This is a genomic window from Streptomyces sp. NPDC056580 (assembly GCF_042793175.1).
GTDB lineage: Bacteria > Actinomycetota > Actinomycetes > Streptomycetales > Streptomycetaceae > Streptomyces.
In genome coordinates this window covers 64,851-87,808 of the sequence record NZ_JBHTVE010000007.1, presented here as the reverse complement: position 1 = coordinate 87,808, position 22,958 = coordinate 64,851, and the positions used below count along the sequence as shown (strand labels likewise).

Sequence of the window (22,958 nt, the reverse complement as noted above, 5' to 3'; positions counted from 1 at the left end):
GATGACCTTCACCATCAGTGTCCGCGGCTCTGATATCGCCTTCGGCTGCGAGCCGGGGCAGAACATCCTGGACGCCGCCGAGGAGGCCGGTTGGGCGATTCCGTACTCCTGTCGCAAGGGCGTGTGCGACACCTGCCTCGGCTCGGTGACGGCAGGCCCGCTGGACATGCCAGGCAGTGGTTCCGTCTGCGGCCCAGCCGAGGTCCGGCTCTGCCGGGCACAGCCAACCGGCGATATCGAGATCGCGCCGCGCCGGATCGCGGCACGGACCCCGCCGGTGCGCAAGCGGCTGACCACAACGGTGTACCGGCGCCGCCAGGTCGCCCCCGGCGTCACCGTCCTCGACCTGCGCTACCCCATCGGCCGGCGGACGCCCTTCCAGGCCGGCCAGTTCCTCAACGTCATCCTCGACGACGGCGACACCCGGTCGTACTCGCTGGCCAATGCACCCCAGCACAACGACCTCGCCCAGCTGCACGTCCGGCACGAACCAAACGGCGTGTTCTCAGCCCGGATCCTGCAGCAGCTGGAGTTCCACGACACCGTGGAAATCGAGGCGCCCTTCGGCGAGTTCTTCGTCGAGGACGGCGACGGGCCCCTCCTCCTGCTCGCCACCGGCACCGGATTCGCCCCCATGCGGTCGATCATCCTCGACCACATCGCCCGGCGCCTGACCCGCCCGATCCACCTCTACTGGGGCGCCCACACCCTCGAGGATCTCTACGCCCGCACCACCCTCCAAGCCTGGACCCGGCGCCACCCATGGCTGCGGTTCACCCCCGTGCTCTCCCAGCCGCACACCGGCTGGGAAGGCGCCACCGGTTGGGTACAAGCAGCCGCGATCGCGGACCATCCCGACCTGAGCAGCCACCACATCTACGCCTGTGGCAGCGAAGCAATGACCCGAACCGCCGCCCAGGAGCTGGCGCGCGAGCGCGATGTGACTCCTGACCGGTTCCACTCCGATGCGTTCGTCTCGGCCGCGGGAGCCCTCGCCAGAGTCGAGTAACCCTTCTCCATGTGGAGTGCATTATGTCCAAAACCACTTCATCCCCGTCCGCCGCCGTAGCGGACCCGCAGGGGCCGCTCAGGCTCCCCGGCTTCATCGACGGACGCCGCCCGGGCGGTTTCCAACTCCGTACCGTGCTGCTGTGCGGGCTGATCATGCTGCTCGACGGGTTCGACACCCAGGCGATCAACTACATGGCCCCGGCCATCACCCACGACTGGGGTGTCTCCAAGGGCACCATGGCCACGATCTTCTCGGCCGCACTGGTCGGCCTGATGATCGGCTATCTGCTGCTGGCCCCGCTCTCCGACAAGTTCGGCCACAAGCGGCTCGTCATGGCGGGAGTCGCAGTCTTCTCGCTCTCGACACTGGTCTCGGTGTGGGCGCAGAATCCCGACCAGCTCATGATCATGCGGGTGATCACCGGAATAGGCCTCGGCGCGGCCACCCCCAGCACCATCGCGCTCACCGCCGAGTACAGCCCCAAGCGGCTGCGGGCCAGCCTGGTCCTGGCGATCTACTGCGGTTTCTCACTCGGGTTCGTGGTCGCCAACTACGTCGCCGACTGGCTCATCCCCGCCCACGGATGGCGCTCGGTCTTCGTCGCCGGCGCCGTGCTGCCCCTGGCCCTGCTCCTCGTACTGGTCCGGCAGCTGCCCGAGTCGATCTCCTATCTGCTGCGCCGCGGGGAAAACGCCAAGGCGTACGCCCTGTGCCGCCGGATCGACCGGACGCTGCCGGAGACGGACAAGGCGCAGGTCGAGGCGGAAAGCGCCGGCCCTGGCAAGCGGGTCAAGGTCACCGAGCTGCTCTCGGGCCGCCAGCTGCTCGGCACGGTCCTGCTGTGGGTCGTCTTCGCGATCAACCTGGCGTTGTTCTACGGCCTGCAGAGCTGGATGCCGACCATCCTCGCCGATCGCGGCTACTCCGCCGGCACCCTGGCGACCGCCGCGTCCATGACGACCATCGGCGGCATCGTGATCGCCTTCGTGGTCGGGCCCGCGATGGACCGGCTCGGCGCCTACGGCTCCCTGGGCACCCTCTACTTCGTCGGCTGCGGCTTCCTGGTCCTCATGGGCCTGGTGCTGGGTTCGCCGGTCTGGATGGTCCTGGCGGCGATCTTCCTGGTCGGCTGCGCCGTTAGCGGCGGCCAGAAGAGCGTCATCGCACTCGCTGCGGCCTTCTATCCCGAAGAAGTACGCTCCACCGGTGTCGGCTGGGCGTTGGGCATCGGCCGCGTCGGCGGCATCGTCGGCCCGCTGATCGTCGGAGGCATGCTGGCCGGCGGCATGGGCCACGAGCAGCTGTTCCTGATCCTTGCGGGCCCCACCGCGCTGTGCGGTCTGATCGTCCTGTACCTCGGACACCGCGCGAAGCAACTCAAGACAGCCTGACCCCGGAGGCCGGGAGGCCGTGCTGGCTCGTGCCGTCCCCTGCACACGGTGTGCGTGCCGATTATTACGCCCGGGCAGGTTGGGCCGCGTGTGTGTACTCGTGAAGGACGCCGCCGAGTCGATCACGTCGATGGATGTCCAGCTGGTCGAGTCGGCCGGGCTCGGCGATCGATTCGAGGCTGGCCGCAGGGGTGCTGCGCGGTGCAGGGCGAGGTGCAGCCTGTGCTCGTGTAGAACGATTCCAACTCGACGAGTGCGTGAAGTGCCGCGCCCGCATCACTGCCCCTTGAGGAAGACCTGACCGCGACCCGCACCAGCCCCGAAGAATGATCCGCCAGCCCGTCGACGCACGACGCAGCCGGCCCGACGAGGAAGGCCCCGGCCGGAACGCTCCGGCCGGGGCCTACCGGTCACTCCCGGAGCTGTCCGTCCCCGCTCTGTACGCAATCCGCAGCGGATCGCTGCGGTCGACGTGGACGGCTGTGGCAGTGAGCCGTGGCCGGGTATGGTCCCGAGACGCACGTGACTCAGAAGTGGTTCGGGCGGTGCTCCCCGCGCCTGCGGGGATGGTCCCATCGAGCACTTGCAGGGCTGGGGCGAGGCCCTGTGCCTCTCGTCCGTGCACGCCTGGGCGCGGGCTTCATCGGCCTCGTGTCCGCCGTGTCCGTTCACCTGACTGCACCGGCCTTGCGGTGGATGGGGCAGGCGCACGGCGGTAGCGCGGTCATCGGCGTGGACACGGGCTGTGGCTGTAGGGCACACGGTGGCGCGGCACCGACTTCTCGCCCTCGCTGCCTACAAGCGGTTCGACAAGCAGAAATACGGCTACTCGAAGGTCGTGCTCAGGCCGTACGAAACGGCCGCCTGATCCGATGGAGCCAGCCGTGCACGGCCAATGCCCCTGCCGTCGGCCGTGCACCCCTGGCGCGTTCGAGCTACCGGGGTGAGCGTTCATGACCATGGAGCTGTGGCGGCGGTTGGCCGCGGAGGCGATCGGTACCGCGCTACTGGTGATCTTCGGGGCGGGCTCGTTCGTAGCCGCCTTGGTGGTCGGCAGGGGGGAGCTGGGCTACGCCGCGATAGGGATCATCGGCCTCTCGTTCGCTTTCGTTATCGCCGCTGTCGTCTACGTGTTCGGCCCCGTCTCCGGGGCGCACATCAACCCAGCGGTGACCATCGCGCTGGCCGCGATACGACGCTTCCCCCGGAGGGAAGTCGTCCCTTACGTCGTCGCCCAACTGGGCGGGGCGCTCGTTGGCGGCTTGCTGGTCAACGTGATCTTCGGCCCGCCCGCCCTGACCGCCAACGTCTCCGGCGGCACAGTGGTCCAACCCGGCCATACTTACCTGCAGGCTGGCGTGGCCGAGGCACTGGGAACCGCGCTGCTGCTGCTCACCATAATGGCGTTGGTCGTGGACGCGCGTGCACCGACGGGCTGGGCCGGGCTGGTCATCGGCCTGGTGGTGGCCTGCGAGATCATGGCCATCGGCCCCATCAGCAGCGGCTCGGTCAACCCTGCGCGCACCTTCGGACCCTACGCGGCCACGACTATTTTCGGCGGCCATACGCCGTGGCAGGAGTTCTGGCTGTACTGGGTCGGTCCCGTGATCGGTGCCGTCGCCGCCGCCGCGGTCTATCTGTTCGTTGCCCAACCTCGACCTTCCACACCGCCGCCCGGACGAAAGCCTGAAGCCGGGCCTTCGCAACGCTGACGGCATCCCGTTCTCGGCTACCTCACACCGGAGGCCGAGCCCCCATGCTGATGGCAACCCAATGACCTGCTGCTTCGTCCAAGCTGGGGCGCCCGCCTGGCGGCGCGTGAACGCGCCGAGGACCGCCTTGTCGAGTTCTTCGCCGATCGTGACCATCGACCCCTGCCCCCCTTGCTTCTACTCTCCGGTGTCCTTGGCGGTGACCTCGCCGGTCTTGCACGCACCGGGCGAGGTTGGCGACATGGCCGTCGCCTGCGAGCTGCTCGAGGACGTCGGCGCCCCACAGCACGCTCTGGGTGCCCTCGTGCTTGACCATCCCGGGGGAGACGCCGAGCCGGAAGGAGCCGGGGACGGTCTTGCCGTCGGCGTCGTAGGGCAGGACGTCGAGCGGGCTGGGCCCGTCGGCGGCGTACACGGCGCAGTCCGAGAGGACCGCGACCGGGTACCGGCCGGTGGCCGCGGCGAGGGCGACCATCTTGCGGTGCATGTTGATCCGGGCCCGGGAGATGACCGCGGCGCGGATGTCCGGTCGCCACGTCGGCCGGGCGAGGGCGGGCCACGCCTGTCCCGGTTTCCAGCCGCCGCCGCGGGCCTTCTCCTGCAGCTTGCCGATGCCGCCCTTGACGGTCATCTTGATGGCGTCACTGCTTGCCGACCTTCACCCGGTTCAGGTCGACGTGAAAGAGGTCGACCAGCCAGGAGCCGGGCAGCGCCGCGTCGAACGCCGGGTCGGTGACGTGCACGGGCGGCGACGCGAGGTCGACAACGGCGCCGTTGGCGGCCGCGCCGAAGGCAAGGTTGACGTCGATGCCGACCAGGTGGCGCTTCATGCACTCCTCGTCGGTGAGATCCCGCGCCCAGTCATAGGCTTCCTCGAACAGCCGCTCGTCGGGGCCGCGCACATGGAAGCGGGGAAGGTCGGCGAGGACGGGGTGTCCGTCGGGCGCCTCGCACGGGGCCGGGTCCACCGGCTGGGTGCCCAGCGAGCCGGGACGGTGTCCGGTGTGCCTTCTGCCGTCGGCGTCCGGGGCGCTGGCGCGGGTGGGCGGGTTCAGCGTGGTCATCAGCTGCAGGCCGGTTACAGCCGTGGACCCCACCGGTGTCATCACCCGCGTGGCGTACACACCCAAACCTGCGCCAGCTCCGCGGGCTCCAGCTGCGCGGCATGGCCCCACGCGCGGCCATCGAGGGCGCGCCAGGAGGGGATGCACAGCTGCACGCACTGCCGCCGCCCGCCGTGGGCGGGACGGTTGATCCGCGCCCACGGTCCCAGACCCCGCTTGGTCAGCTTCCACTCGGCGCGCTGGAGCTGCTTCATGACCTTGTGCCCCTCCGGCAGCCGCCCGGCGAGCCGTTCCTCGTGCGACAGCGCGGCGGGCAGGCCGTAGCGCTCGCGCGCCGCCGCGGTGACCGCGCCCGGCCAGGCCCCACCGACCCCGGCTGTGACGTAGCTCCTGTCGCCCTCGGGGGAGGCCGCCGTACCGTTGTCCGCACCTCCCCGCCCGGGCGCGCAGTGCCCGCGACCGGATCACCCACACCGGAACACCCAGGACAGGCGGGTATACGCACAGGACGGTCGACCATGCCCACCGCGCTCTCGCCCGTCATCGCCGCCTCCGCACGCTGGCTGCTGGCGGCCTTCCCCCCGGCCACCGGCCCGCTGAACCAGGCCCTGGCCGAAGCCCAGGCAGGCCATGCGGCCACCATCGCCGCCGCCCTGCGCTACCCCACCGCGCTGGACGCCGAACTGCTGGACCTGCTCGGCCCCGGCGGCTCCGGCCGGCTGGACTTCGTCACCGGCGCCGACGCACCCCCGCTGACGGACGCCACCCACGCCTGGCGCACCCAGGTCGACGAGACCGTCGTCAGCTGGGCGGCCTGTCTGCTGGCCGACGCCGACCTCGCCGCCCTGGCCGCCGCCTGCCTGGCCGCCACCCACCACGGCCCCGACAGCGTGGGCGACGCGCGCCGGCTGACCATCCCCAGCCCGCGCGACCACCGCGCGGCCCCCCTGCTGCGCCACCCGGACTTCCTCGGCCCGATCGCGGACCTCCACCGCGAGACCCTCCTCGGCCTCCTCGGCGCCGCCCCGGCCGGCACCGCCCCCGAACCCGGGTGACCACTGAGCCCGTACGACCACAGGCAGCCACCGTCGGGCCGCCGCGGCCCGTCGCGCTCAGGGCGCCTTGAACAAAGCCGGGAAACGCGGAGCGAGCCAGGGCTTGCGCCCCCCGACCAGGATGCGGCCCTGAGCGAGGGGACCCCACTGGCCCCGGCGCCCGAGCGCCATCAGGAGAAACGTGACCGGCTCGATGAGGATGGTGCAGTCCGTAACCGCTCCACACTCGATGGCAGGCCCCGACAGGCCGGACCACAACTCAGCCGGCAACGGACGCAAGCGGCACCTGCGGCAGCTTCATCGCCCCGGCCGCTGTGGGCCAGCGCCGAAAAGAGGAGATGTAGGTTCCCGCGACCCGTGCCATCTGCCGCACCTCTGACCTCGACGGTTCTTGGACTTCCCACGCCATGTCATGTGCTGGATTCCCAGCGCCGTGTCATTTTCCTGGCTCGCCCAGCCAGAAACGGCGACGCCGCCGCCCAAGAAGAGGTTCACCGGACGGTCAGAAGCTCCAGCTGTAGAGGCCGCCGCCCGTGGTCACCGCAGACGCCGCAAGCCGGGACACTGCCTGCAGGACCGCCAGCAGATCGTCGTCGGTCATTTCGTCCCCGTCGGCGGACCTGAGCCTCGCGGTCCAGCGATCTGCCAGCTCCTCAAGCTCAACGGAGGTGGCGTCGGCCAATGCCCGGATCAACCGCGGCGGCAGAGCGAACACCTCAACACCATCGTTCAAGGGGGCAGTGACCCACTCCGGCCACGGCCATGCAAGGAGCTGCTCGATCGGCGGGAGCTCGGCCGCGGGCTCCTCGAAGTACATGTCCCACTCCGCGATGGCACTGTCCGGCTCTATGAAACGGCAGGTCACAGACTCAAACGCCGGACCAGGTCCCTGTCGGCGCGTCGCAGCGGCACTCTCGTCGTCCGGAGCGAGGAAGAACACGACGTCGTGGGCCATCTCAGAATGGTGGCAGCCTGCCGAGCTGAGTGCCGGCAACGGGTATTGCGACCAGTGACCATGCTGCTCTTTCACCCGCTGCCCTCGGTCTGTCATAGGCGCCAGCCATAGTGCCGCCGTGGACAACGACTCCTTCTGGGAGATCATCGAGGAATGCCGGTCGAAGGCTCACGTCAGGGCTGAGCGGCTGGCGTGGTTGAAGGACGAGCTCGCGCGAAGGCCCGTGAAGGAGATCGTGGGGTTCCAGGCTTGCCTTGACCGTCTGTGCGAGCAGGCGTTCACCTGGGATCTTCGGGCTGCCGCCGATCTTCGGCGGCTGGTGCTCGGATGACGGCTTCTGCTACTTCCGTCTGTGGGCAGTCGGTCTGGGCCAGGCCACGTTCGAGCGATCCAGGAGGCCGCGTGGGCTTCGGGGCGTTCAACGAGGTGTCCTCGTTCGAAGCGGGCTCCGGCGCGGACGAGGGCGACGAGGTGGGGCGCATTCACGGCCCGCCACGGCTGCCGGGCGGACTCGACGAGCTTGAAGACCATGGCCAGGGCGGCGGTGCGGGAGCCGGCCCCGCGGGTGACCTTGGTCCGCAGCCGGACGGTGGAGAAGGTCGACTCAATGGGGTTCGTGGTCCGCAGGTGGATCCAGTGCTCGGCCGGGAAGTCGTAGAAGGCCAGCAGTTCGGCCTCGTCGTCGGTGATCTTTTTGACGGCCTTGGGGAACTTCGCGCCGTAGAGCTGGGCGAACGTCCAGATCGCCGCCTCGGCATGGTCGCGGTCCTCGGCGTTGTAGATGTCCTGCATGGCCTTCTTCGCGCCCGGCTGCGCGGACTTCGGCATGGAGTCGAGGACGTTGGCCGTTTTGTGAACCCAGCACCTCTGCTCACGGGTTTCGGGGAACACCTCGGCCAGCGCCTTCCAAAAGCCCAGGGCGCCGTCCCCGACCGCGAGCACCGGGGCGCGCATGCCCCGGCGGGCGCAGTCCCGCAGCAGGTCAGCCCACGACTCGCCCGATTCACGGTAGCCGTCCTTGAGGGCGACCAGCTCCTTGGAGCCGTCGGCGCGGACCCCGATGAGCACCAGCACGCAGGCTCTGGCCTCCTCCAGGCGGACGTTGAGGTGGATACCGTCGGCCCACCCGTAGACGTAGTCGACCTCTGCGAGGTCGCGGTCCATGAAGGCGGCGTGGTCGGCCTGCCACTGAGTCGTCAGCCGGGTGGCCGTCGCCGCCGGTCAACTCGGCCATCGATCCATCGGGAAGGTACGCCTCCTTCCGTCAGGAGTGATCCACAGGATCTGAGCATTGCTCGGCCGTTTCCGCTTCGGCCTGCACGATGAGAATCCGCTGACAGGGTGAGCTTGGGTTCGGCCGGCTGCGGGCGCGGTAACGATCGGACGTGCGTACCGCCAGGCCACAACCAGCGCGGCGGCCGGGTGTCATCGGTACCGGCCGCAGCCCGGTGCCTGATCGTTGGTGGCACACGGCAGTTGGCGATGCGTCACGAAGGAGATGGCATGACCCAGCACAACGTCACGGTGGCCGTGACGGGAGCGGGCGGTACCGGTGTGACCAAGCGGCTGCTCGCCGCGCTGCAGCGTGACGACCGGATCGGCCATATCGATCTTCTGGTGTCGGTCAACGGCCGCAAACTGGTGGCCTTCGAGTTCCAGACCAGCGAAGACCCCGACGCGGTGGTCCAGGCGCTGGAGGCGACGTCACCGAAGGTGCGACTCCTGGACCCGGCTGACATGGCTGGACCGGTGACTAGCGGCAGCTACCCGAACGACATGATGATCATCTTGCCGTGCGCGGCCGGCGTGCTCGGACGGATCGCCCAGGGCCAGGCGGAAGACCTCATTGAACGCGCCGCGGATGTGGCGCTGAAACAGCGCCGCACGCTGGTGCTGTGTCTGAGGGAAACACCGCTGAACCTGATCCAGCTGCGCAACATGGTCGCCGTCACCGAGGCCGGGGCGACCGTTTTCCCGATGATCCCCACCTACTACAACGTGCCGGAGACTCTGGCTCAGTTGCAGGACGAGTTCGTCGAACGCGTGATGCAGTTCCTCAACCTTCCCCGCACCGACCGCTACCAGTGGGACGGTTCGGACACGACGGCGCACCGCGAGCACGCCCAGGCGCGGTAGCAGGCCGACGTCCAGTGGCTGCCCAGACGGGACACGGAGGCGTCGAATGCGGCTCGTCATAGGGATGACTGGCGCCACCGGGGCCATCATCGGCGTACGCATGCTGCAGGTACTGCGCGAACTGGGTGTGGAGACGCACTTGGTGATGACGCGCTGGGCCCGGGCGACCATCGCCCAGGAAACCGACTACACCGCGCAGTCGGTGATGGCTCTGGCCACCGTGTGCCACCAGCCGCAGGACCAAGGCGCGGTGATCTCCAGTGGCTCGTTTGCCACGGACGGCATGATGGTCGTGCCGTGCAGCATGAAGACAGTTGCCGGAATCCGCACCGGCTATGGCTCCGGGCTGGTGACCCGGGCGGCAGACGTGACGCTGAAGGAGCGTCGTCGGCTGGTCCTCGTCGCCCGGGAAACACCTTTGTCCACGATCCATCTGGAGAACCTGCTGGCCCTCTCACGAATGGGGGCCACGGTGCTGCCACCGGTGCCGGCCTTCTACAACCATCCCTCGGGACTTGACGACGTCGTGGAGCACATCGTGGTCCGCACTCTCGACCAGTTCGGTCTGCACCTGCCCACCGCGCGCCGCTGGACGGGCATGCGCGCCGCTTCCGCTGCCGATGCCTGCGCGGTCGCGCCACAGCCATCCAACGGCTGAGGCTCGCGTGGTCAAGCAGATCCGTTTGCCGTCCTAAAGGAGGAGCCCACCGTGGCCTACGCCGATCTGCGCGAATTCCTCACCACGCTCGACAACAACGGTCAACTGCTCACCTACTCCGAGCAAGTGAGCTTGGAACCGGACCTCGGCGCCGCTTGCAGGGCCATGTCGAACCTGACTGACCGCGGGCCGGCGCTGCTGTTCGACAACATCGACGGCTACCAGCCGGGCCAAGGCCGGGTCGCTTTGAACATGGTCGGCTCCTGGCCCAACCACGCCCTCATGCTCGGCCTCGACAAGGACACCCCCGTCAAGGAGCAGTTCTTCGAGTTCGCCAAGCGCTGGGACAACTTCCCCGGCCCCATCGAACGCCAGAACCACGCCCCCTGGCAGGAGCACACGCTGACCGAGGACATCGACCTCTTCCAACTTCTGCCGCTTTTCCGCCTCAACAACTACGACGTCGGCTGCTACATCGACAAGGCCGTCGTGATCAGCCGTGATCCGGACGACCCGGAGCACTTCGGCAAGCAGAACGCCGGCATCTACCGCATCCAGGTCAAAGACAAGGCCCGCCTGGGCATCCAACCGCTGGCCGCCCACGACATCGGCCTGCACCTGCAAAAGGCCGAAGAGCGCGGCGAAAACCTCCCCATCGCCATCGCCATCGGCAACGAACCCGTCATCACCACCGTCGGCGGCATGCCCCTGGCCTACGACCAGTCCGAATACGAGATGGCCGCCGCCATCCAAGGCGCCCCCTACCGCATCACCACCGCACCCCTGACCGGCCTGGACGTACCCTGGGGCTCCGAAGTCGTGGTAGAGGGCGAGATCATCTGTGGCAAGCGGGAGATCGAGGGCCCCTTCGGCGAATTCACCGGCTACTACTCCGGTGCGCGCAGCCAGCCGATCATCCGCATCACCCGGGTCAGCCACCGCACCAACCCTATCTTCGAGCATCTCTACCTCGGCATGCCGTGGACGGAGATGGACTACACCCTCGCCCTGAACACCAGCGTCCCGCTGTACCGGCAGCTCAAGGCCGACTTCCCCGAGGTCGTGGCGGTCAACGCCATGTACACCCAGGGCCTGGTGGCCATCGTGTCGGTCAAGCAGCGTTTCGGCGGCCACGCCAAGGCGGTCGGCATGCGCGTCATGGCCACCCCCCACGGCCTGGCCTACTGCAAAGTTGTGATCATGGTCGACGAGACCGTCGACCCCTTCGACCTCCCCCAGGTCATGTGGGCCCTGTCGGTGCGCTACCACCCTCTCCACGACACCGTCCTCATCCCCAACGCCTCCGTCCTGGCCTTGGACCCGAGCTCCGAACCGGCTGGCATCACCCACAAAGTCGTCCTCGACGCCACTACGCCCATCGCCCCGGAGACACGTGGCCACTACTCCCAGCTGGTCGACCAGCCGCACACCACCGCCCGATGGGAGACCCTCCTCAAAGGACTGCTGCCGTGACCAACACGTCTGTCTGCCCCCGCTGCGACACCGACACCGTCCGCGTCCTGACCACCTCGCCCGTGCCCGATCGCTGGGTCATGTACGTCTGCAGCACCTGCATCTACAGCTGGCGCTCCACCGAACCCACCCAGGCCACCGATCCGGCCACCTACCCGGCCGCCTTCAAGATCGATCCGGCTGATATCCCCGCCCTGGCGGCCATCCCGCCCGTACCACCCCGCCGCCAGGCCTAACCGACCGCACCCACCGGCCACCGGGACGTGGCGTCGGTGACTGACGAGATGAAGGGCCCGCGCCGCGGACGCCTCCACAAGCGCCTGTGTCGCGTGAGTCGTGCCCTTCTGACGACGGCTGGGTTCTTCCTCGTCAATCCACTCTTCGGCCGTCGCCGGCCGGCGGACGCCTATCGCCTCGACGTCGATCGTCGCGAGGGCTGGGCGGAAATGGACTGTCCTTGGTGCCGATCACTGTCACGGGGCCCATGGACGGCGCCCGCGCAAGAAGGTCAGGACTGGTAGCGAACCCACAGCGCACTCGGCTCCCCGGGGGTGCGAGCAGCCGTCCGCTTCTGTCGTCGCGCACGACGAAGTGTATGAACGTCACGGCGACGAGGGCTCCAGCCGCTACCGCGACCTGGCCGACCTGCTGCTGATCAGCCAGCAGGAGACGGTCGACGGACCCACGGTCTACCAGGCCGTACACCAGGAAGCCGAACTGCGCCGTCAACGAGGCGTCGACCTCGATCTGCCCAAGAACTTCGAGGCTCCCGGAGCAGCCTGGCCCAGGTACTACCCCGCTGCTGCGGCACTGGTCATCGGGCTCCAGGGATGCCGCACCTTCCCAGAGGCAGCCCAAGCCGCCGAGACCTTCTTCAACCCGCTGCTCGACGGCAGCGTGCGGGGGAACTGGGATCCCGGGAAGGGGCGCCATCGTCCTGTACCTGGGCGCCGCCCCCTCGGCGTGCGCGGTCTCCGCGGCGGCGCCTTCATCACCGTCTCCGGCTTCGTCTTCTTCCTCGAGGAGAAGCCCAACCTGATCTGACACCACGAGCGGTACCCGGAGAGCGCCAGCTCCCGGGGCATCGGTTTGGGCTGCTGCGGCACCCTGGGACGAGATCATCGGCACCGTCCAGCGACTACGAAGGCCGACCACGGCAGGTCGGCGCCCCGGTCGACGGCGGTGAAGCAGAGCCCATCGCGTGGCCCAACGAATAGGGGCCCGGTCGGCGGGTGGCTTTGTACACGACGTTCTCGCGCGCCGAGCCAGGGGGCCGTGCCGCTTGCGATCACACGAGTCCGCCGAGGTTCGTCCTGCCGGTGTATCGGCATGACAGCGGGGCTGGGCGAGACCTTCCTGCCCAGCCCCGCTGTGGCTGCGGATGCGCCGTCATTGGCTGCGGATTCGCATCAGCCCACCGTCAGCTGACCTGCACGGTGACCAGGGAGGAGCGGAATGTGCCGGACTTGGTCGCCACCCGGACCTGCTCGGTGCCCTTGGTGGTGAACGTCCGTTTGATCGTGTAGGTGCCGTTCTTGTTGACGGCCGCCGTGGTCTTCAGCGTGGTCCACTTGCCGTTGCGCTGGTGCTGCAGCACCAGCTCGTCGATCAGCTGGTCGTCCACGGCCTTCGCCGACACAGCCGCTGCCGACTCGACAGTCTCCTGCTCGGCCACGTTCTCACTGGTCATCGATGCATCTTCCATGATCGGGAGTTACACCGAACGATTGGGTCTGTTCCGTAGTCGGTGGTGACGGAGGGTGCGGATGTCAGCCCAGGAGGATGCGGTGGCGGAGGAGGGGGAAGCTTGCGCGGCCGTACATCTGGTGCTTGATCAGCTTGGTTTTGTTGTTTACGCCTTCGGTGCCGCCGTTGTGATGCGGCAGGGTGAGGGCGGCATCGACTGCGGCGCGGTCCTTCTCGAGGCCACGGGTGAAGGCATGCAGGTGGGGCAAGTCCTCGGCCTGGGCCGAGGTCATCCAGGTGCTCAGCAGGGCGGCATTGTCGTCGGCGGGATCCAGCAGCACGGCGAAGCGGTGGATGAGGTCGGCCAGAGCGGTCATCTCGTGGCAGGCGGTGCGGGCGGCCTCGATTCGTTCCCGCTGATGGTCCTTGAGGCGGTCGGGGCGGGTGAGCAGGTAGCGGGCGAGGCGCCGGGGCGAGAGTGCGGGCCGGTCAGCCTCGACGCGTCCCTGGTTGATGTAGCGGACGAGCAGGTTCGAGCTGCCGGTGTAGCCCAGTCCCCTGATCTCCTTCAGGAGATGGGTGACGGGGACGGCCGGGTTCTCCAGCCGACGTCGGCGCAGGTGATCGCGGTAGGGATCCACGAGGGTGGGCCGGTACTTGGTGGCACGGATGAGGCGCTCGGGCTCGGCGACGCGGTCGTAGCGCTTGACGGTGTTGAAAGCCAGGTTCAGGCGGCGCGCGCACTCCAGAAGTCCGACTCCGCGCTCGCGCAGGGCGTGGACCTGCTGCCAGCGCTCGCGGGTGGTGGCGGCCTGTCTCCCCTCGGCCGGGGGCGGGCCCGCTTTCGCCCAGCAGGTGCTGTGGGCGGCGACTTCTTTGCGGACGGCCTCGGCGAGGTTGTGCCACAGGTGCCAGCGGTCGCTGATCTGGACCGCGTCGGGCAGGGCTCGGCGGACCGCCTCGGCGTAGGTGGCCGACCCGTCCCGGCACACGGCCTCGATGCCCGGATGTCCGCGCAGCCAGGCTTCCAAAGTGGCGGCTTCGCGGCCGGGCAGTACCTCGATCCGCTCACCGGTCTCGGCGTTGATGATGACCGTGGCGTAGCTGTGCCGGCGCCGCAGGGCGAAGTCGTCGACCCCGATCACCCGCGGGACCTGTACCGCCGGCACGGGCACCCGCCGCAGCAGCCGCAGGGCGGAGGCGTACGACACGGGCACGGCCAGCGATTGGGAGAGTCGGGCGGACGCCCGGCCGCATAACTCCTTGACCAGCTCGGAGAGCTGCCCGGTCAGACGTGTGGTGCGGCGCTGATGACGCTCCAGGAGCCCGGGGACCTGCTCTCGGAAGGTCTGCCGCCTGCAGCCCAGGACCGGACAGACCAGCCGTCGTATCCTCACCCGGACCACGACCTGCCGACCGTCGACCGGCACATCCCGCACCGTCCGGCCGTGATACCCGTGGACCCTCCCCGTCACCGCCCCGCACACTGGACAGGGAACGGGAACATCTCGGGTCCGAGCCGAAACCCGGACCATCTCGCCACCGTCCGCCACATCCTCGATGACCAACGCCGACAACCCCGAAAACACCGCTCCCACAAGCGCGTTCACATCATGCACGCTCAATGATCACAGGCGAGCGCTCACCGTCACCACCGACTACGGAACAGACCCGAACGATTTACAGTCCCGTCCTCGGCGCCTACACCCTCCCCCGCCTCACCCGCGCCTTCACCCTGCGCAGTGCTGTGCGCAGGCTGCTGCGCTGATTCGCCTAGAGCAGCCGCTGGCTCGAGTACCGGGCTTTTTACCGTGGCGGTGAGAGGTTCGTCAGGGGTAAGAGCAGGTCGCACCGTCCGACGGCCTGCAACAGGGCTCCGTCGAGGCCTCAGGCAGGGGTGGGAGGACCCGGTAGGCACGGCCCTGGACTGGGTGGGAGACATTGAATTCGCCTGGACCGGTGCCCGCCGCTGACCTGGCGATCGCCCTCGCCCTCGCCTCGGTGGACGAGCGACGTCCTCCCTCCAGGGCGAGCTGCTCGCGCATCGGCGAGGAGCATTTCGCTGCCCAACAACGTTTGATCAGCTGCCGCCGGGTACTACTGCTTGTCCTCTGGTTGCGGCAGCCGGAACGGTGCGAAGCACGCCTGTTGTCGTATGTCGGTAGGCCGCCAAAGAAGCTCACGCGTCAGACTCAGGTGATCAAGCTCAGGGAGAAACTAGAGCCGGGAGATCCACCATGTCCCAAAACACATCGTCACATTCCACCCCTGTGCCTCGCAGGGTGCCATACGTAGCAGTAGTCGGTCCCGAGGCGGCAACGCCGTCCGAGGTTGAGACGGCTCAGCGACTGGGAAGGCTTCTGGCGCAACGGCATTGCATCGTGGTCTGCGGCGGACTCGGGGGGGCATGGAGGCAGTGTGCCAGGGGGCGCAGAGCAAGGGGGGTATCACGGTCGGACTCCTTCCAGAAAGTACGCGGGCAAAGGGAAACGCGTTCCTTTCAGTAGCTTTGCCGACCGGCCTTGGAGAGCTGCGCAACGGCCTGGTCGTAAGGAGCGCTGATGCTGTGATCGTCGTAGGTGGAAGTTGGGGAACCCTGAGTGAAATGGCGCTAGCTGTACGCACGAGCAAGCCCACGATTGTCATCGGCGGATGGGAACTGCGATTGCCTGGTGAAATCGATAATTCAGAGCTGCGGGTGGCTGACTCGGTGGAAGATGCGGTAGGGATGTTGGTCTCGATGGTTGGCCCCGATGCCGCAACAGGTGATGTCGTGTGACAGCTCTGCCTAATGAACCTGATCGTGCAGATCTATGGCACGCCTACGATCGAGCGCAGGCTCATTACGATGCAGACCTGCAGCTTTTCTCTAGCCGGATGAACTTCTTTCTGTTGGTGCAGAGCGCCCTCGTGGCTGTCGCTGCAGGCAGTAGTACAAGGCTGAGGCCCATGCGGAGGGGCAGCTCAGACAGCTCTGAAGCCCACGGCACGCCGGGGGCGTTGCCGTGCCGGCATGTCTCGTAAGCTGCGTCTGCCCCGATCAGTGATGGGCGGTGTCGGTGCCCGCGGCTAACGTGCGCGCATGTACTCGTCACTGCCCGATGGGCTTCCGCCAGGCCGTTGCCTCCCCGAAGTCGTCCCAGGCGACGCCCCACCACCGCGCATGTGGCTATCCGAGGAACCAGTTTCGGATCCCGTGGGGTCGTGGACGCACTGCCACGGTCGACGCGAGGGAACCGGACTGTGGCCACTGCTCGTCTCCGCCCCTTACGGACCTGGGCGGCCCACCGCCCTCGCGTCCGTCGACGCACTGGACCTTCACGACGTGCTGGAACGGGACTGGCACTCCTATCGAGCCTTCCAACTGAGGCAGCTTGCGGCGCCGCAAGAGCCGGAGGACCTGCCAGAGGGCGTCGAACCCTGGAACGAGGATCCCGGGGCGCCGTTCGACCGCTGGCCCGGCCTGGCGGCCTGCCTTCCTTCCCTGGCCAACGACGACCCTGATGCCGCCGCCCGCACCGCCATCGCCCGGCTCATGGCTGACCCTTACCCGCTGCCCAAGCCTCATCTGGCCCTGGTTGCGGCCGCCCGCTCCGCCGACATTCCCGCGGTCATGGGCTGGCAGACACAAGCCCCCCTGCCCCTGCTGTGCGCCCTGCTCCGCAGTTGGGAGGACCGCTTCGGCGCACGGGTCGTCGCCTTTGACGGCGCAATGATTCACGTCTCCGTCGCGCGGCCGCCCCGGGACGCCGATCATGCCACCCATCTCGCTCTCGAACATGTGCTGACCGGCGCCGACAACATCAACGACGGCACCGTTCCGTATCCCGACTACGCCGCCTCACTCGTCAACTCTCCCCTCTGGTCCTTTTGGTGGGACTGACAACGGCCGACACAGCAAGCTGAGCTGCCGGTGCGTGATCAGGCAGCAGGCGAGTTTCAGGAAGGCTTCATGGATGTCGGCTCGGCGTTCCCAACGGACGCGCAGGCGCCGGAAGCCGTGGAGCCAGGCGAAGCTCCACTCGATCACCCAGCGATAGGTGCCAAGCCCCGTGCCGTGTCGGGTGCCGCGGCGCGCGATGGCCGGCACGATGCCACGGGCCCGGACTTGGTCGCGGTACAGGTCGGTCGGCGAATAGCGAGTCGGGCTTGCGCCGGGGACGGCCTACCCGGCCGTGGATTGGTGGGATCGCGTCAAGCAGCGGCAGCAGTTGGGTGACGTCATTGCGGTTTCCGCCGGTCAGGATGATCGCAAGCGGGGTTCCGTGCCCGTCGGCGACCAGGTGGTGTTTCGAGCCGGCCCGGCCCCGGTCGACCGGCGAGGGACCCGTATGGCTCCCCCATTTACGAGTTGGTGCGTGATAGCGGGTGGGGCGTGTTTGACCTGGTCGTGGCCGGATTTCAGGCGTTGACGGTGCGGTCGGAGACGAGGCCGGCGATAGCGCGGTAGGTGTCGGGCAGGTCGTCGCGGCGGTGGGTCCAGCGGGTCAGTTGCTTCCAGCGTTTGTGATCGGCGAGGGCGTGTTCGACGGTGATGCGGTCGGAGGGGTGACCGTGGCGGTCGCGTTCCCACTGCTCGACTCTGCCGGGCAGTGCTCCCGGACGCGGTTTTCTGGGCGGTGTGATCGCTTGCCCGCGGTGGTCGCGGCTCAGGCCGAGGCAGCCGTCGTCCAAGAGGACCTCGGCGTCGGGGAAGTGCTGGAAGCAGCTGGCGATGCCTTCGTTGCGGGCGGCCGTGGCATCGTGCATACGACCAGGCCGCAGGGCATCGGTCCATAACGTGCGGCCACGCCAGTCGGCGATGACGGTGGCCTTCATCGTGTTCTGTTTCTTCTTGCCGGAGACGAACGCGCGTCGGCCGCCACGTCCGGCCGGCGGACGACGGACCTGGATCTCGGTGGCGTCCAAGCGCAGCTCGATGCCCTCGGCCTGGGCGTAGGCGAACACGTCTGTCAGTGTCCGCAGCCGCAGACCGGGGCGGTTGGGGACCGCGCATCCCCGCTCGGCCAGGAGCGTGCGTACTTCTGTGATCGCACGGGTGATGGTGGAGCGGTCGACGCCGAAGAGCAGTCCCAGCACGGAGTGCGGCAGGTCGTGTCGCAGATGGATCAGTGTGGCCACCAGCCGGTCGACGAAAACCAGTTGGTGGCGGGCGCCGGCACCCGCGGCTCGCTTCCTGGCCCCACCCCGCGCAGCATGACGGCGGCCCTCCAAGCCGGCCTGCCACGACACAGCCAACTCCTCGACCAGACACGCGAGATGACGCTCCGAGATCCCCGTAAACAGCCGATGCGCTAGCACTGTCCGATTGACCGTGATCGCCACACCCGGATCATGCCACCACCTGGCACGACACCTCACCCGCTATCACGCACCAACTCGTTATTCTCCGGTGTCCTTGGCGGTGACCTCGCCGCTCTTGATGTAGCGGGCGAGGTTGGCGACGTGGCCGTCGCCGGCGAGCTGCTCGAGGACGTTGGCGCCCCACAGCACGCTCTGGGTGCCCTCGTGCTTGACCATCCCCGGGGAGACGCCGAGCCGGAACGAGCCCGGCACGGTCTTGCCGTCGGCGCGGTAGGGCAGGACGTCCAGCGGGCTGGGCCCGTCGGCAGCGTAGACGGCGCAGTCGGAGAGGACCGCCACCGGATACTGGTCGGTGGCCGCGGCCAGGTGCAGCATCTTGCGGTGCATGTTGATCCGGGCCCGGGAGATGACCGCGGCGCGGATGTCGGGCCGCCAGGTGGGCCGGGCGAGGGCGGGCCATGCCTGCCCCGGCTTCCAGCCGCCGCCGCGCGCCTTCTCCCGCAGCTTGCCGATGCCGCCCTTGACGGTCATCTTGACCGCGTCCACGACGATGCCCAGCTCCGCGTCACGGCTCTTGTAGCCGTCCATCGCCTCCAGGAACTCGTGCGGGGGCAGCTTCTCGCCCACGCCCAGGTCCTTCATGGTGGCGACGTAGGCGTCGCGGAGCCGCTTGTACCAGCCGTCCAGGAACCGCCCGCTCTCGCGGCGCACCCACGCTTCCACCGGGTCCACCTCGTAACCAAGTTCGACGGCGTAGGCGACGGTGGGGGTGGCGTACCAGGCTGGACCCTCGGGGCGCTGTCCGGTCGGTGTGAACGGGCTGGGCAGCAAGTCGCCGTCGAGGTCACGCCACTGCTTGCCGACCTTTACCCGGTTCAGGTCGACGTGGGAGAGGTCGACCAGCCACGAGCCGGGCAGCGCCGCATCGAAGGCCGGGTTGGTGACGTGCACGGGCGGCGACGCGAGACCGACGACGGCGCCGTTGGCGGCCGCGGCGAACGCCAGGTTCACGTCGATGCCGACCAGGTGGCGCCGCATGCACTCCGCGTCGGTCAGGTCCCGGGCCCAGTCGTAGGCCTCCTCGAACAGCTTCTCCTCGGGGCCGCGCACGTGGAAGCGGGGCAGGCCGGCCAGAACGGGGTGTCCGTCGGGCGCCTCGCACGGCGCCGGGTCCACCGGTTCGGTGCCCAGCGAGCCGGGCCGGTGCTCGCGGTGCCGACGGCCGTCGGCGTCCGGCTCGCTTGCACGGGTCGGCGGGTTGAGCGCGGTCATCAGCTGCAGACCGGTGACGGCTGGAGAGCCGACCGGGGTCGTCACCCGCGTCGCGTACAGGCATAGCACCCGGGCCAGTTCCGCCGGCTCGAGCTGGGCGGCATGACCCCACGCGCGGGTATCGAGGGCGCGCCAGGGCGGGATGCACAGCTGTACGCACCTTCGGCGGCTCCCCTGGGCGGGGCGGTAGATCCGCGCCCACGGTCCCAGCCCCCGCTTGGTGAGCTGCCAGCCGGCGCGTTCGAGCTGCTTGATGACCTTGTGCCCCTCCGCCAGCCGCCCGGAGAGCCGCTCGGACTCTGACAGCTGACCGGGCAGGCCGTACCGTTCGCACGCCGCCTCGGTGAGCACCAGCAGCGGATCGGCGTCCTTGCCCGAGCCGTGCAGCCGTTCTGCTCCGAGCCGCGCCTCGGTCAGCGTCCACTCGACCAGCGCGGGCAGGGACTTGGCGGGCACATCCAGGATCAGGCCGCCGGCCCCGTAGCCGGTCACATTCCGGTCGGCGTCGGCGTCGAGGACGAGCAACGGGCCGTGCGCGTACGCGTCGCCGACCGCTGGCGGGTGCGCCGGGGCCGTCTTCGCGCCCGGGCCGCGCGAGTTGGTCAAAGGCCGGGCGGCAGGCGCCGGACGGGACGGTCCCGCCGGGGCGGGACCGGTGGCGGTGACGCCGGGCGCGGGTGCGTCCAGCGTGGTCGGGGCGGCAGATGGTGTGGTAGCGGACGCGGCCCGGCTCCCAGCCTCGGGCATCGTGTCGACGGGTGCTGGCGGCACCGTCGGACGTGGTTCAGCGAACGTCTCCGGCGCAGCGGTGTCCTCCTGGGATGCACCGGTGCTCTCCGTGGCGGGATAGAGCTGCGTGAGCTGTCTGAGCAGGCGCGCGTAGGCCTCTCGCTGCGGCGGCCGCGGTTCGGTCTTGCCCGCCTCCCAGTCACCGATGGTTGCGCGCCGCACGCCCAGGGCGGCGGCCACTTCGTCAAGGGTGAGCGCATGAGCCTGGCGCAGCCGCCTGCGCTCTGCCGGCGGCGGCAGCGGCGACCGGGACGCCACCAGGGCGTCCACTGCGTCGAACAACTCGGACATGGAGCACCTCCGCCCTCACTCTACCCACCAACCGGTCACAACGCGTGCGTCCAGCGTACGAATGCCGAGCATTCTCCGTGCGGGTGTCACGGCCCACCAAGCATGTTCCGCCTCGGAATCGAGTGGGAGTCGACTGCGGCCGGCGGGAGGTAGGACGAAGAGCGAGCACGGTGCGATGCCGAGATTCTGAACCAGGACGCGGACGGAGACTCCGTACGCCTCAGCGAATGGCACCGAGGGCCACTACGACCTGGGGGTCGCCGCCGACGGCCTCGGCTCCGCCACCCGCGCCGCCGCGATCGGCGGGGGACGTCGCCGGCGGCGCGTCGAACGGAAGAACCGCTGGCAGCTTGCCGAGCAGGCGGGCCTGGTGACCGGCGCCGCCACGGCCCGCAGCTCGACGCTGAAACACGCGGCAGTCGGCCCGCGCCGGTCAGGCGGAGGTGAGGAACGTCCGCACCCGCTCCAGGAGCAGCCGGGACGCCTCCGGGTCGTACGCGGCAAGCGAGGAGTCGGCGAAGAGGTGCTGGTCGCCGGGATAGACGAACAGTTCGGCGGCCGCCGTGGCGCCGGCGAGTTCGCGTGCGGCCGGCAGGTCCTCTTCGAAGAACTCGTCGCCTTCCTTGCCGTGGATCTGTACCGGCACTCCCACCGGCCACGCCTCCCCGAACTCCGTGACCGGGAGGCAGGAGTCGATGAGCAGTGCCCCGCGGGCCCCGGGCCGGGTCTGCGCGAGCCGCTGGGCGATCGTCACGCCGAAGGAAAATCCGGCGTAGACGAGCTCGGGGCCGAGGTCGTCGGCCGCGGCGGCGCCGCGCTTTCTGATCGCGTCGAAACCCTTGTCTCGCGCGAACGCGAATCCCTCCTCGATGCTGGCGAACGTGTGGCCGTCGAACAGGTCGGGCGTGTGCACGGTGTGCCCCGCCTGCCGCAGGTCGTCGGCGAAGGCCCGCACGCCGTCCGTCAGGCCCTGGATGTGGTGGTACAGCAGCACTTCGGCCATATCCGCGGTTTCCCTCGCTGAATGTTCGACTATTTTGGAACGTTCGGCGATGCTAGACTGTTCGATCGTGGCCGACAACCCCCCGGACTACGAGCTGGCCGATCGGATGGCGCTGACCAGGCCGGCCCAGGTGAAGGCCATCAGCCACCCGCTCCGCACCACGATCCTGCAGCTCCTCCACGAGCGGGCCGCGACCGTCACCGAGCTCGCGACCGCGGTCGAGCGACCCAAGAGCACGGTTGCGCACCACGTGGACGTGCTCACCCGCAACGGCCTGCTCCAGGTGGTGCGCACGCGCAGGGTTCGGGCGATCGAGGAGCGCTTCTACGGGCGCACCGCGCGCATGTTCCACGTGGCAGCCGAGCCCTCACCCGCCGGCGAAGAGATGCCGGGCGACTTCAACGACTTCGAGGTGGCTGCACGTGAGTCCTCTACGGCGTTCGAGCAGGGAAAGCTCTGGGGCTTCATCCGGCATGCGCGTATCTCGGAGGATCAGGCCTCCCAGTTCTGGCTCCGGATGACCGAATTGGTTGATGAGTTCGACCGGATGCCGAGGTCCGGCGAGACCGTGTACGGGTTCGCGATCGGCATTTACCCCGCCGACCACCCGACCCTTCCTGCAGCGGAGTGATGCGACCCTGCCCGAGAACCGCGGGCGGCTGATCACGCGCCAGGGCATGGGGAGATGCGCCGCGTGCTGCGCCCCGCCGGCCTGCTGCTGGTCAGCACGCGCCCGTACGACGATCTGCGCCGCGAGCGCCCGACTTCCACGCCGCTACAGGCCCACCGGAACGCCGACGGCGCCGACGGGAAGGAGCGGACCGTGTCTTTCCAGCTCTGGCACTGGTACGACGACGGCGAGCACTACGACGTGGCACACTTCCAACTCCTCCCGGCAGGCGGAGAATGGCGTGTGAAGGTCGGCCGGACCACCTACTGGGCAATCGGCCGGGACCGACTGGCCCACCTTGCAGCCGCGACCGGGTTCGTCGACCCCGAGTGGCGGTTGCCTCGGGAGACAGGTTTCTTCCAGCCGCTACTCGCCGCTCGCGCCGGCACGTAGACGCCACGGACCAGCAACCCTGGCCAAAGGTGACGGCGTTCACGCCGCCATGCTCGCCATCGCCCGGCTGCACCACCTCGCCCTCTCGGGCTGA

At 68.8% G+C, this 22,958-nt stretch carries 19 protein-coding genes and 6 pseudogenes; 15 read left to right on the top strand and 10 right to left on the bottom strand.

All coding sequences use genetic code 11. The annotated features are described in order from the left end of the window. Position 1: 1 nt before the first annotated feature. The 4 genes from ACFQ9Z_RS16835 to ACFQ9Z_RS16820 all read left to right on the top strand — a co-directional run bounded on the left by ACFQ9Z_RS16835 (position 2) and on the right by ACFQ9Z_RS16820 (position 4,115). Entirely contained in the window at positions 2-1,009 is a 1,008-nt protein-coding gene (locus tag ACFQ9Z_RS16835) for a 2Fe-2S iron-sulfur cluster-binding protein (RefSeq protein ID WP_383017445.1), read from the top strand. 23 nt (positions 1,010-1,032) lie between these two features. Continuing rightward, the gene (locus ACFQ9Z_RS16830; protein WP_383017442.1) at positions 1,033-2,403 is read left to right on the top strand and encodes an MFS transporter; all 1,371 of its coding nucleotides are present in this window, start codon (positions 1,033-1,035) and stop codon (positions 2,401-2,403) included. Positions 2,404-3,148: 745 nt separating this feature from the next. After that, entirely contained in the window at positions 3,149-3,271 is a 123-nt protein-coding gene (locus ACFQ9Z_RS16825) for a hypothetical protein (protein ID WP_383017439.1), read from the top strand. 85 nt (positions 3,272-3,356) lie between these two features. Beyond that, positions 3,357-4,115, top strand: a complete 759-nt coding sequence (locus ACFQ9Z_RS16820; protein ID WP_383017436.1) for an MIP/aquaporin family protein — start codon at positions 3,357-3,359, stop codon at positions 4,113-4,115. Between the two features lie 177 nt (positions 4,116-4,292). On the opposite strand, the pseudogene ACFQ9Z_RS16815 reads toward ACFQ9Z_RS16820, so the two are convergent. Beyond that, positions 4,293-5,526, bottom strand: a pseudogene (locus ACFQ9Z_RS16815) (hypothetical protein); the annotation flags it as partial. A gap of 171 nt (positions 5,527-5,697) precedes the next feature. On the opposite strand from ACFQ9Z_RS16815, the gene ACFQ9Z_RS16810 reads away from it, so the two are divergent. Beyond that, a complete protein-coding gene (locus tag ACFQ9Z_RS16810; RefSeq protein ID WP_383017433.1) occupies positions 5,698-6,234 on the top strand; it encodes a hypothetical protein in 537 nt (178 codons plus the stop codon). 57 nt (positions 6,235-6,291) lie between these two features. On the opposite strand, the pseudogene ACFQ9Z_RS16805 reads toward ACFQ9Z_RS16810, so the two are convergent. Together ACFQ9Z_RS16805 and ACFQ9Z_RS16800 are read right to left on the bottom strand one after the other, a co-directional pair. Continuing rightward, positions 6,292-6,444 (bottom strand): annotated as a pseudogene (locus tag ACFQ9Z_RS16805) (sterol-binding protein); the annotation flags it as partial. Between the two features lie 292 nt (positions 6,445-6,736). Further along, positions 6,737-7,189: a hypothetical protein gene (locus ACFQ9Z_RS16800; protein ID WP_383017430.1), complete on the bottom strand. Its 453-nt coding sequence runs from the start codon at positions 7,187-7,189 to the stop codon at positions 6,737-6,739. Positions 7,190-7,307: 118 nt separating this feature from the next. Here ACFQ9Z_RS16800 and ACFQ9Z_RS16795 point away from each other — a divergent pair. Continuing rightward, a pseudogene (locus ACFQ9Z_RS16795) lies at positions 7,308-7,713 on the top strand (DUF4240 domain-containing protein). Here ACFQ9Z_RS16795 and ACFQ9Z_RS16790 read toward each other — a convergent pair. After that, positions 7,601-8,407 (bottom strand): annotated as a pseudogene (locus ACFQ9Z_RS16790) (IS256 family transposase); the annotation flags it as partial. The pseudogenes ACFQ9Z_RS16795 and ACFQ9Z_RS16790 sit on opposite strands and share 113 nt — an antisense overlap. A gap of 285 nt (positions 8,408-8,692) precedes the next feature. On the opposite strand from ACFQ9Z_RS16790, the gene ACFQ9Z_RS16785 reads away from it, so the two are divergent. The 5 genes from ACFQ9Z_RS16785 to ACFQ9Z_RS16765 all read left to right on the top strand — a co-directional run bounded on the left by ACFQ9Z_RS16785 (position 8,693) and on the right by ACFQ9Z_RS16765 (position 12,500). Then, entirely contained in the window at positions 8,693-9,325 is a 633-nt protein-coding gene (locus ACFQ9Z_RS16785) for a UbiX family flavin prenyltransferase (protein WP_383017427.1), read from the top strand. Positions 9,326-9,371: 46 nt separating this feature from the next. After that, positions 9,372-9,983: a UbiX family flavin prenyltransferase gene (locus ACFQ9Z_RS16780; protein ID WP_383017424.1), complete on the top strand. Its 612-nt coding sequence runs from the start codon at positions 9,372-9,374 to the stop codon at positions 9,981-9,983. 51 nt (positions 9,984-10,034) lie between these two features. Then, positions 10,035-11,456, top strand: a complete 1,422-nt coding sequence (locus tag ACFQ9Z_RS16775; protein WP_383017421.1) for a non-oxidative hydroxyarylic acid decarboxylases subunit C — start codon at positions 10,035-10,037, stop codon at positions 11,454-11,456. After that, positions 11,453-11,692 carry a non-oxidative hydroxyarylic acid decarboxylases subunit D gene (locus ACFQ9Z_RS16770; RefSeq protein ID WP_383017416.1) on the top strand — a complete coding sequence of 80 codons (240 nt, stop codon included), beginning with the start codon at positions 11,453-11,455 and terminating at the stop codon, positions 11,690-11,692. Before ACFQ9Z_RS16775 ends, ACFQ9Z_RS16770 begins: the two co-directional genes overlap by 4 nt. Positions 11,693-12,047: 355 nt before the next feature. Next, positions 12,048-12,500 (top strand): hypothetical protein, encoded by a 453-nt coding sequence (locus ACFQ9Z_RS16765; RefSeq protein WP_383017413.1) that lies wholly within the window; start codon positions 12,048-12,050, stop codon positions 12,498-12,500. Between the two features lie 376 nt (positions 12,501-12,876). Here ACFQ9Z_RS16765 and ACFQ9Z_RS16760 read toward each other — a convergent pair whose 3' ends face one another. Then, positions 12,877-13,146 (bottom strand): hypothetical protein, encoded by a 270-nt coding sequence (locus ACFQ9Z_RS16760; RefSeq protein ID WP_383017410.1) that lies wholly within the window; start codon positions 13,144-13,146, stop codon positions 12,877-12,879. Positions 13,147-13,225: 79 nt separating this feature from the next. After that, positions 13,226-14,731 (bottom strand): ISL3 family transposase, encoded by a 1,506-nt coding sequence (locus ACFQ9Z_RS16755; protein WP_383017407.1) that lies wholly within the window; start codon positions 14,729-14,731, stop codon positions 13,226-13,228. 648 nt (positions 14,732-15,379) lie between these two features. Here ACFQ9Z_RS16755 and ACFQ9Z_RS16750 point away from each other — a divergent pair. Together ACFQ9Z_RS16750 and ACFQ9Z_RS16745 are read left to right on the top strand one after the other, a co-directional pair. After that, positions 15,380-15,921: pseudogene (locus ACFQ9Z_RS16750) on the top strand (dethiobiotin synthetase). A 546-nt stretch (positions 15,922-16,467) separates the two neighbouring features. After that, a complete protein-coding gene (locus ACFQ9Z_RS16745; protein ID WP_383017404.1) occupies positions 16,468-17,025 on the top strand; it encodes a DUF4253 domain-containing protein in 558 nt (185 codons plus the stop codon). On the opposite strand, the pseudogene ACFQ9Z_RS16740 reads toward ACFQ9Z_RS16745, so the two are convergent. From ACFQ9Z_RS16740 to ACFQ9Z_RS16725, 4 genes and pseudogenes are all read right to left on the bottom strand, one after another. Continuing rightward, positions 16,984-17,482 (bottom strand): annotated as a pseudogene (locus tag ACFQ9Z_RS16740) (IS5 family transposase); the annotation flags it as partial. The gene ACFQ9Z_RS16745 and the pseudogene ACFQ9Z_RS16740 overlap by 42 nt on opposite strands. Positions 17,483-17,543: 61 nt before the next feature. Then, positions 17,544-18,467 (bottom strand): transposase family protein, encoded by a 924-nt coding sequence (locus ACFQ9Z_RS16735; protein ID WP_383017401.1) that lies wholly within the window; start codon positions 18,465-18,467, stop codon positions 17,544-17,546. Between the two features lie 57 nt (positions 18,468-18,524). After that, positions 18,525-20,798, bottom strand: a complete 2,274-nt coding sequence (gene tap, locus ACFQ9Z_RS16730) for a telomere-associated protein Tap (protein ID WP_383017398.1) — start codon at positions 20,796-20,798, stop codon at positions 18,525-18,527. 433 nt (positions 20,799-21,231) lie between these two features. After that, entirely contained in the window at positions 21,232-21,801 is a 570-nt protein-coding gene (locus ACFQ9Z_RS16725; protein WP_383017395.1) for a dienelactone hydrolase family protein, read from the bottom strand. 67 nt (positions 21,802-21,868) lie between these two features. On the opposite strand from ACFQ9Z_RS16725, the gene ACFQ9Z_RS16720 reads away from it, so the two are divergent. Then, positions 21,869-22,432, top strand: coding sequence for an ArsR/SmtB family transcription factor (locus ACFQ9Z_RS16720; RefSeq protein ID WP_383017392.1), 564 nt, complete (start codon positions 21,869-21,871; stop codon positions 22,430-22,432). A 63-nt stretch (positions 22,433-22,495) separates the two neighbouring features. After that, positions 22,496-22,864, top strand: a complete 369-nt coding sequence (locus ACFQ9Z_RS16715; protein WP_383017389.1) for a hypothetical protein — start codon at positions 22,496-22,498, stop codon at positions 22,862-22,864. The last annotated feature ends 94 nt before the right edge of the window (positions 22,865-22,958 follow it).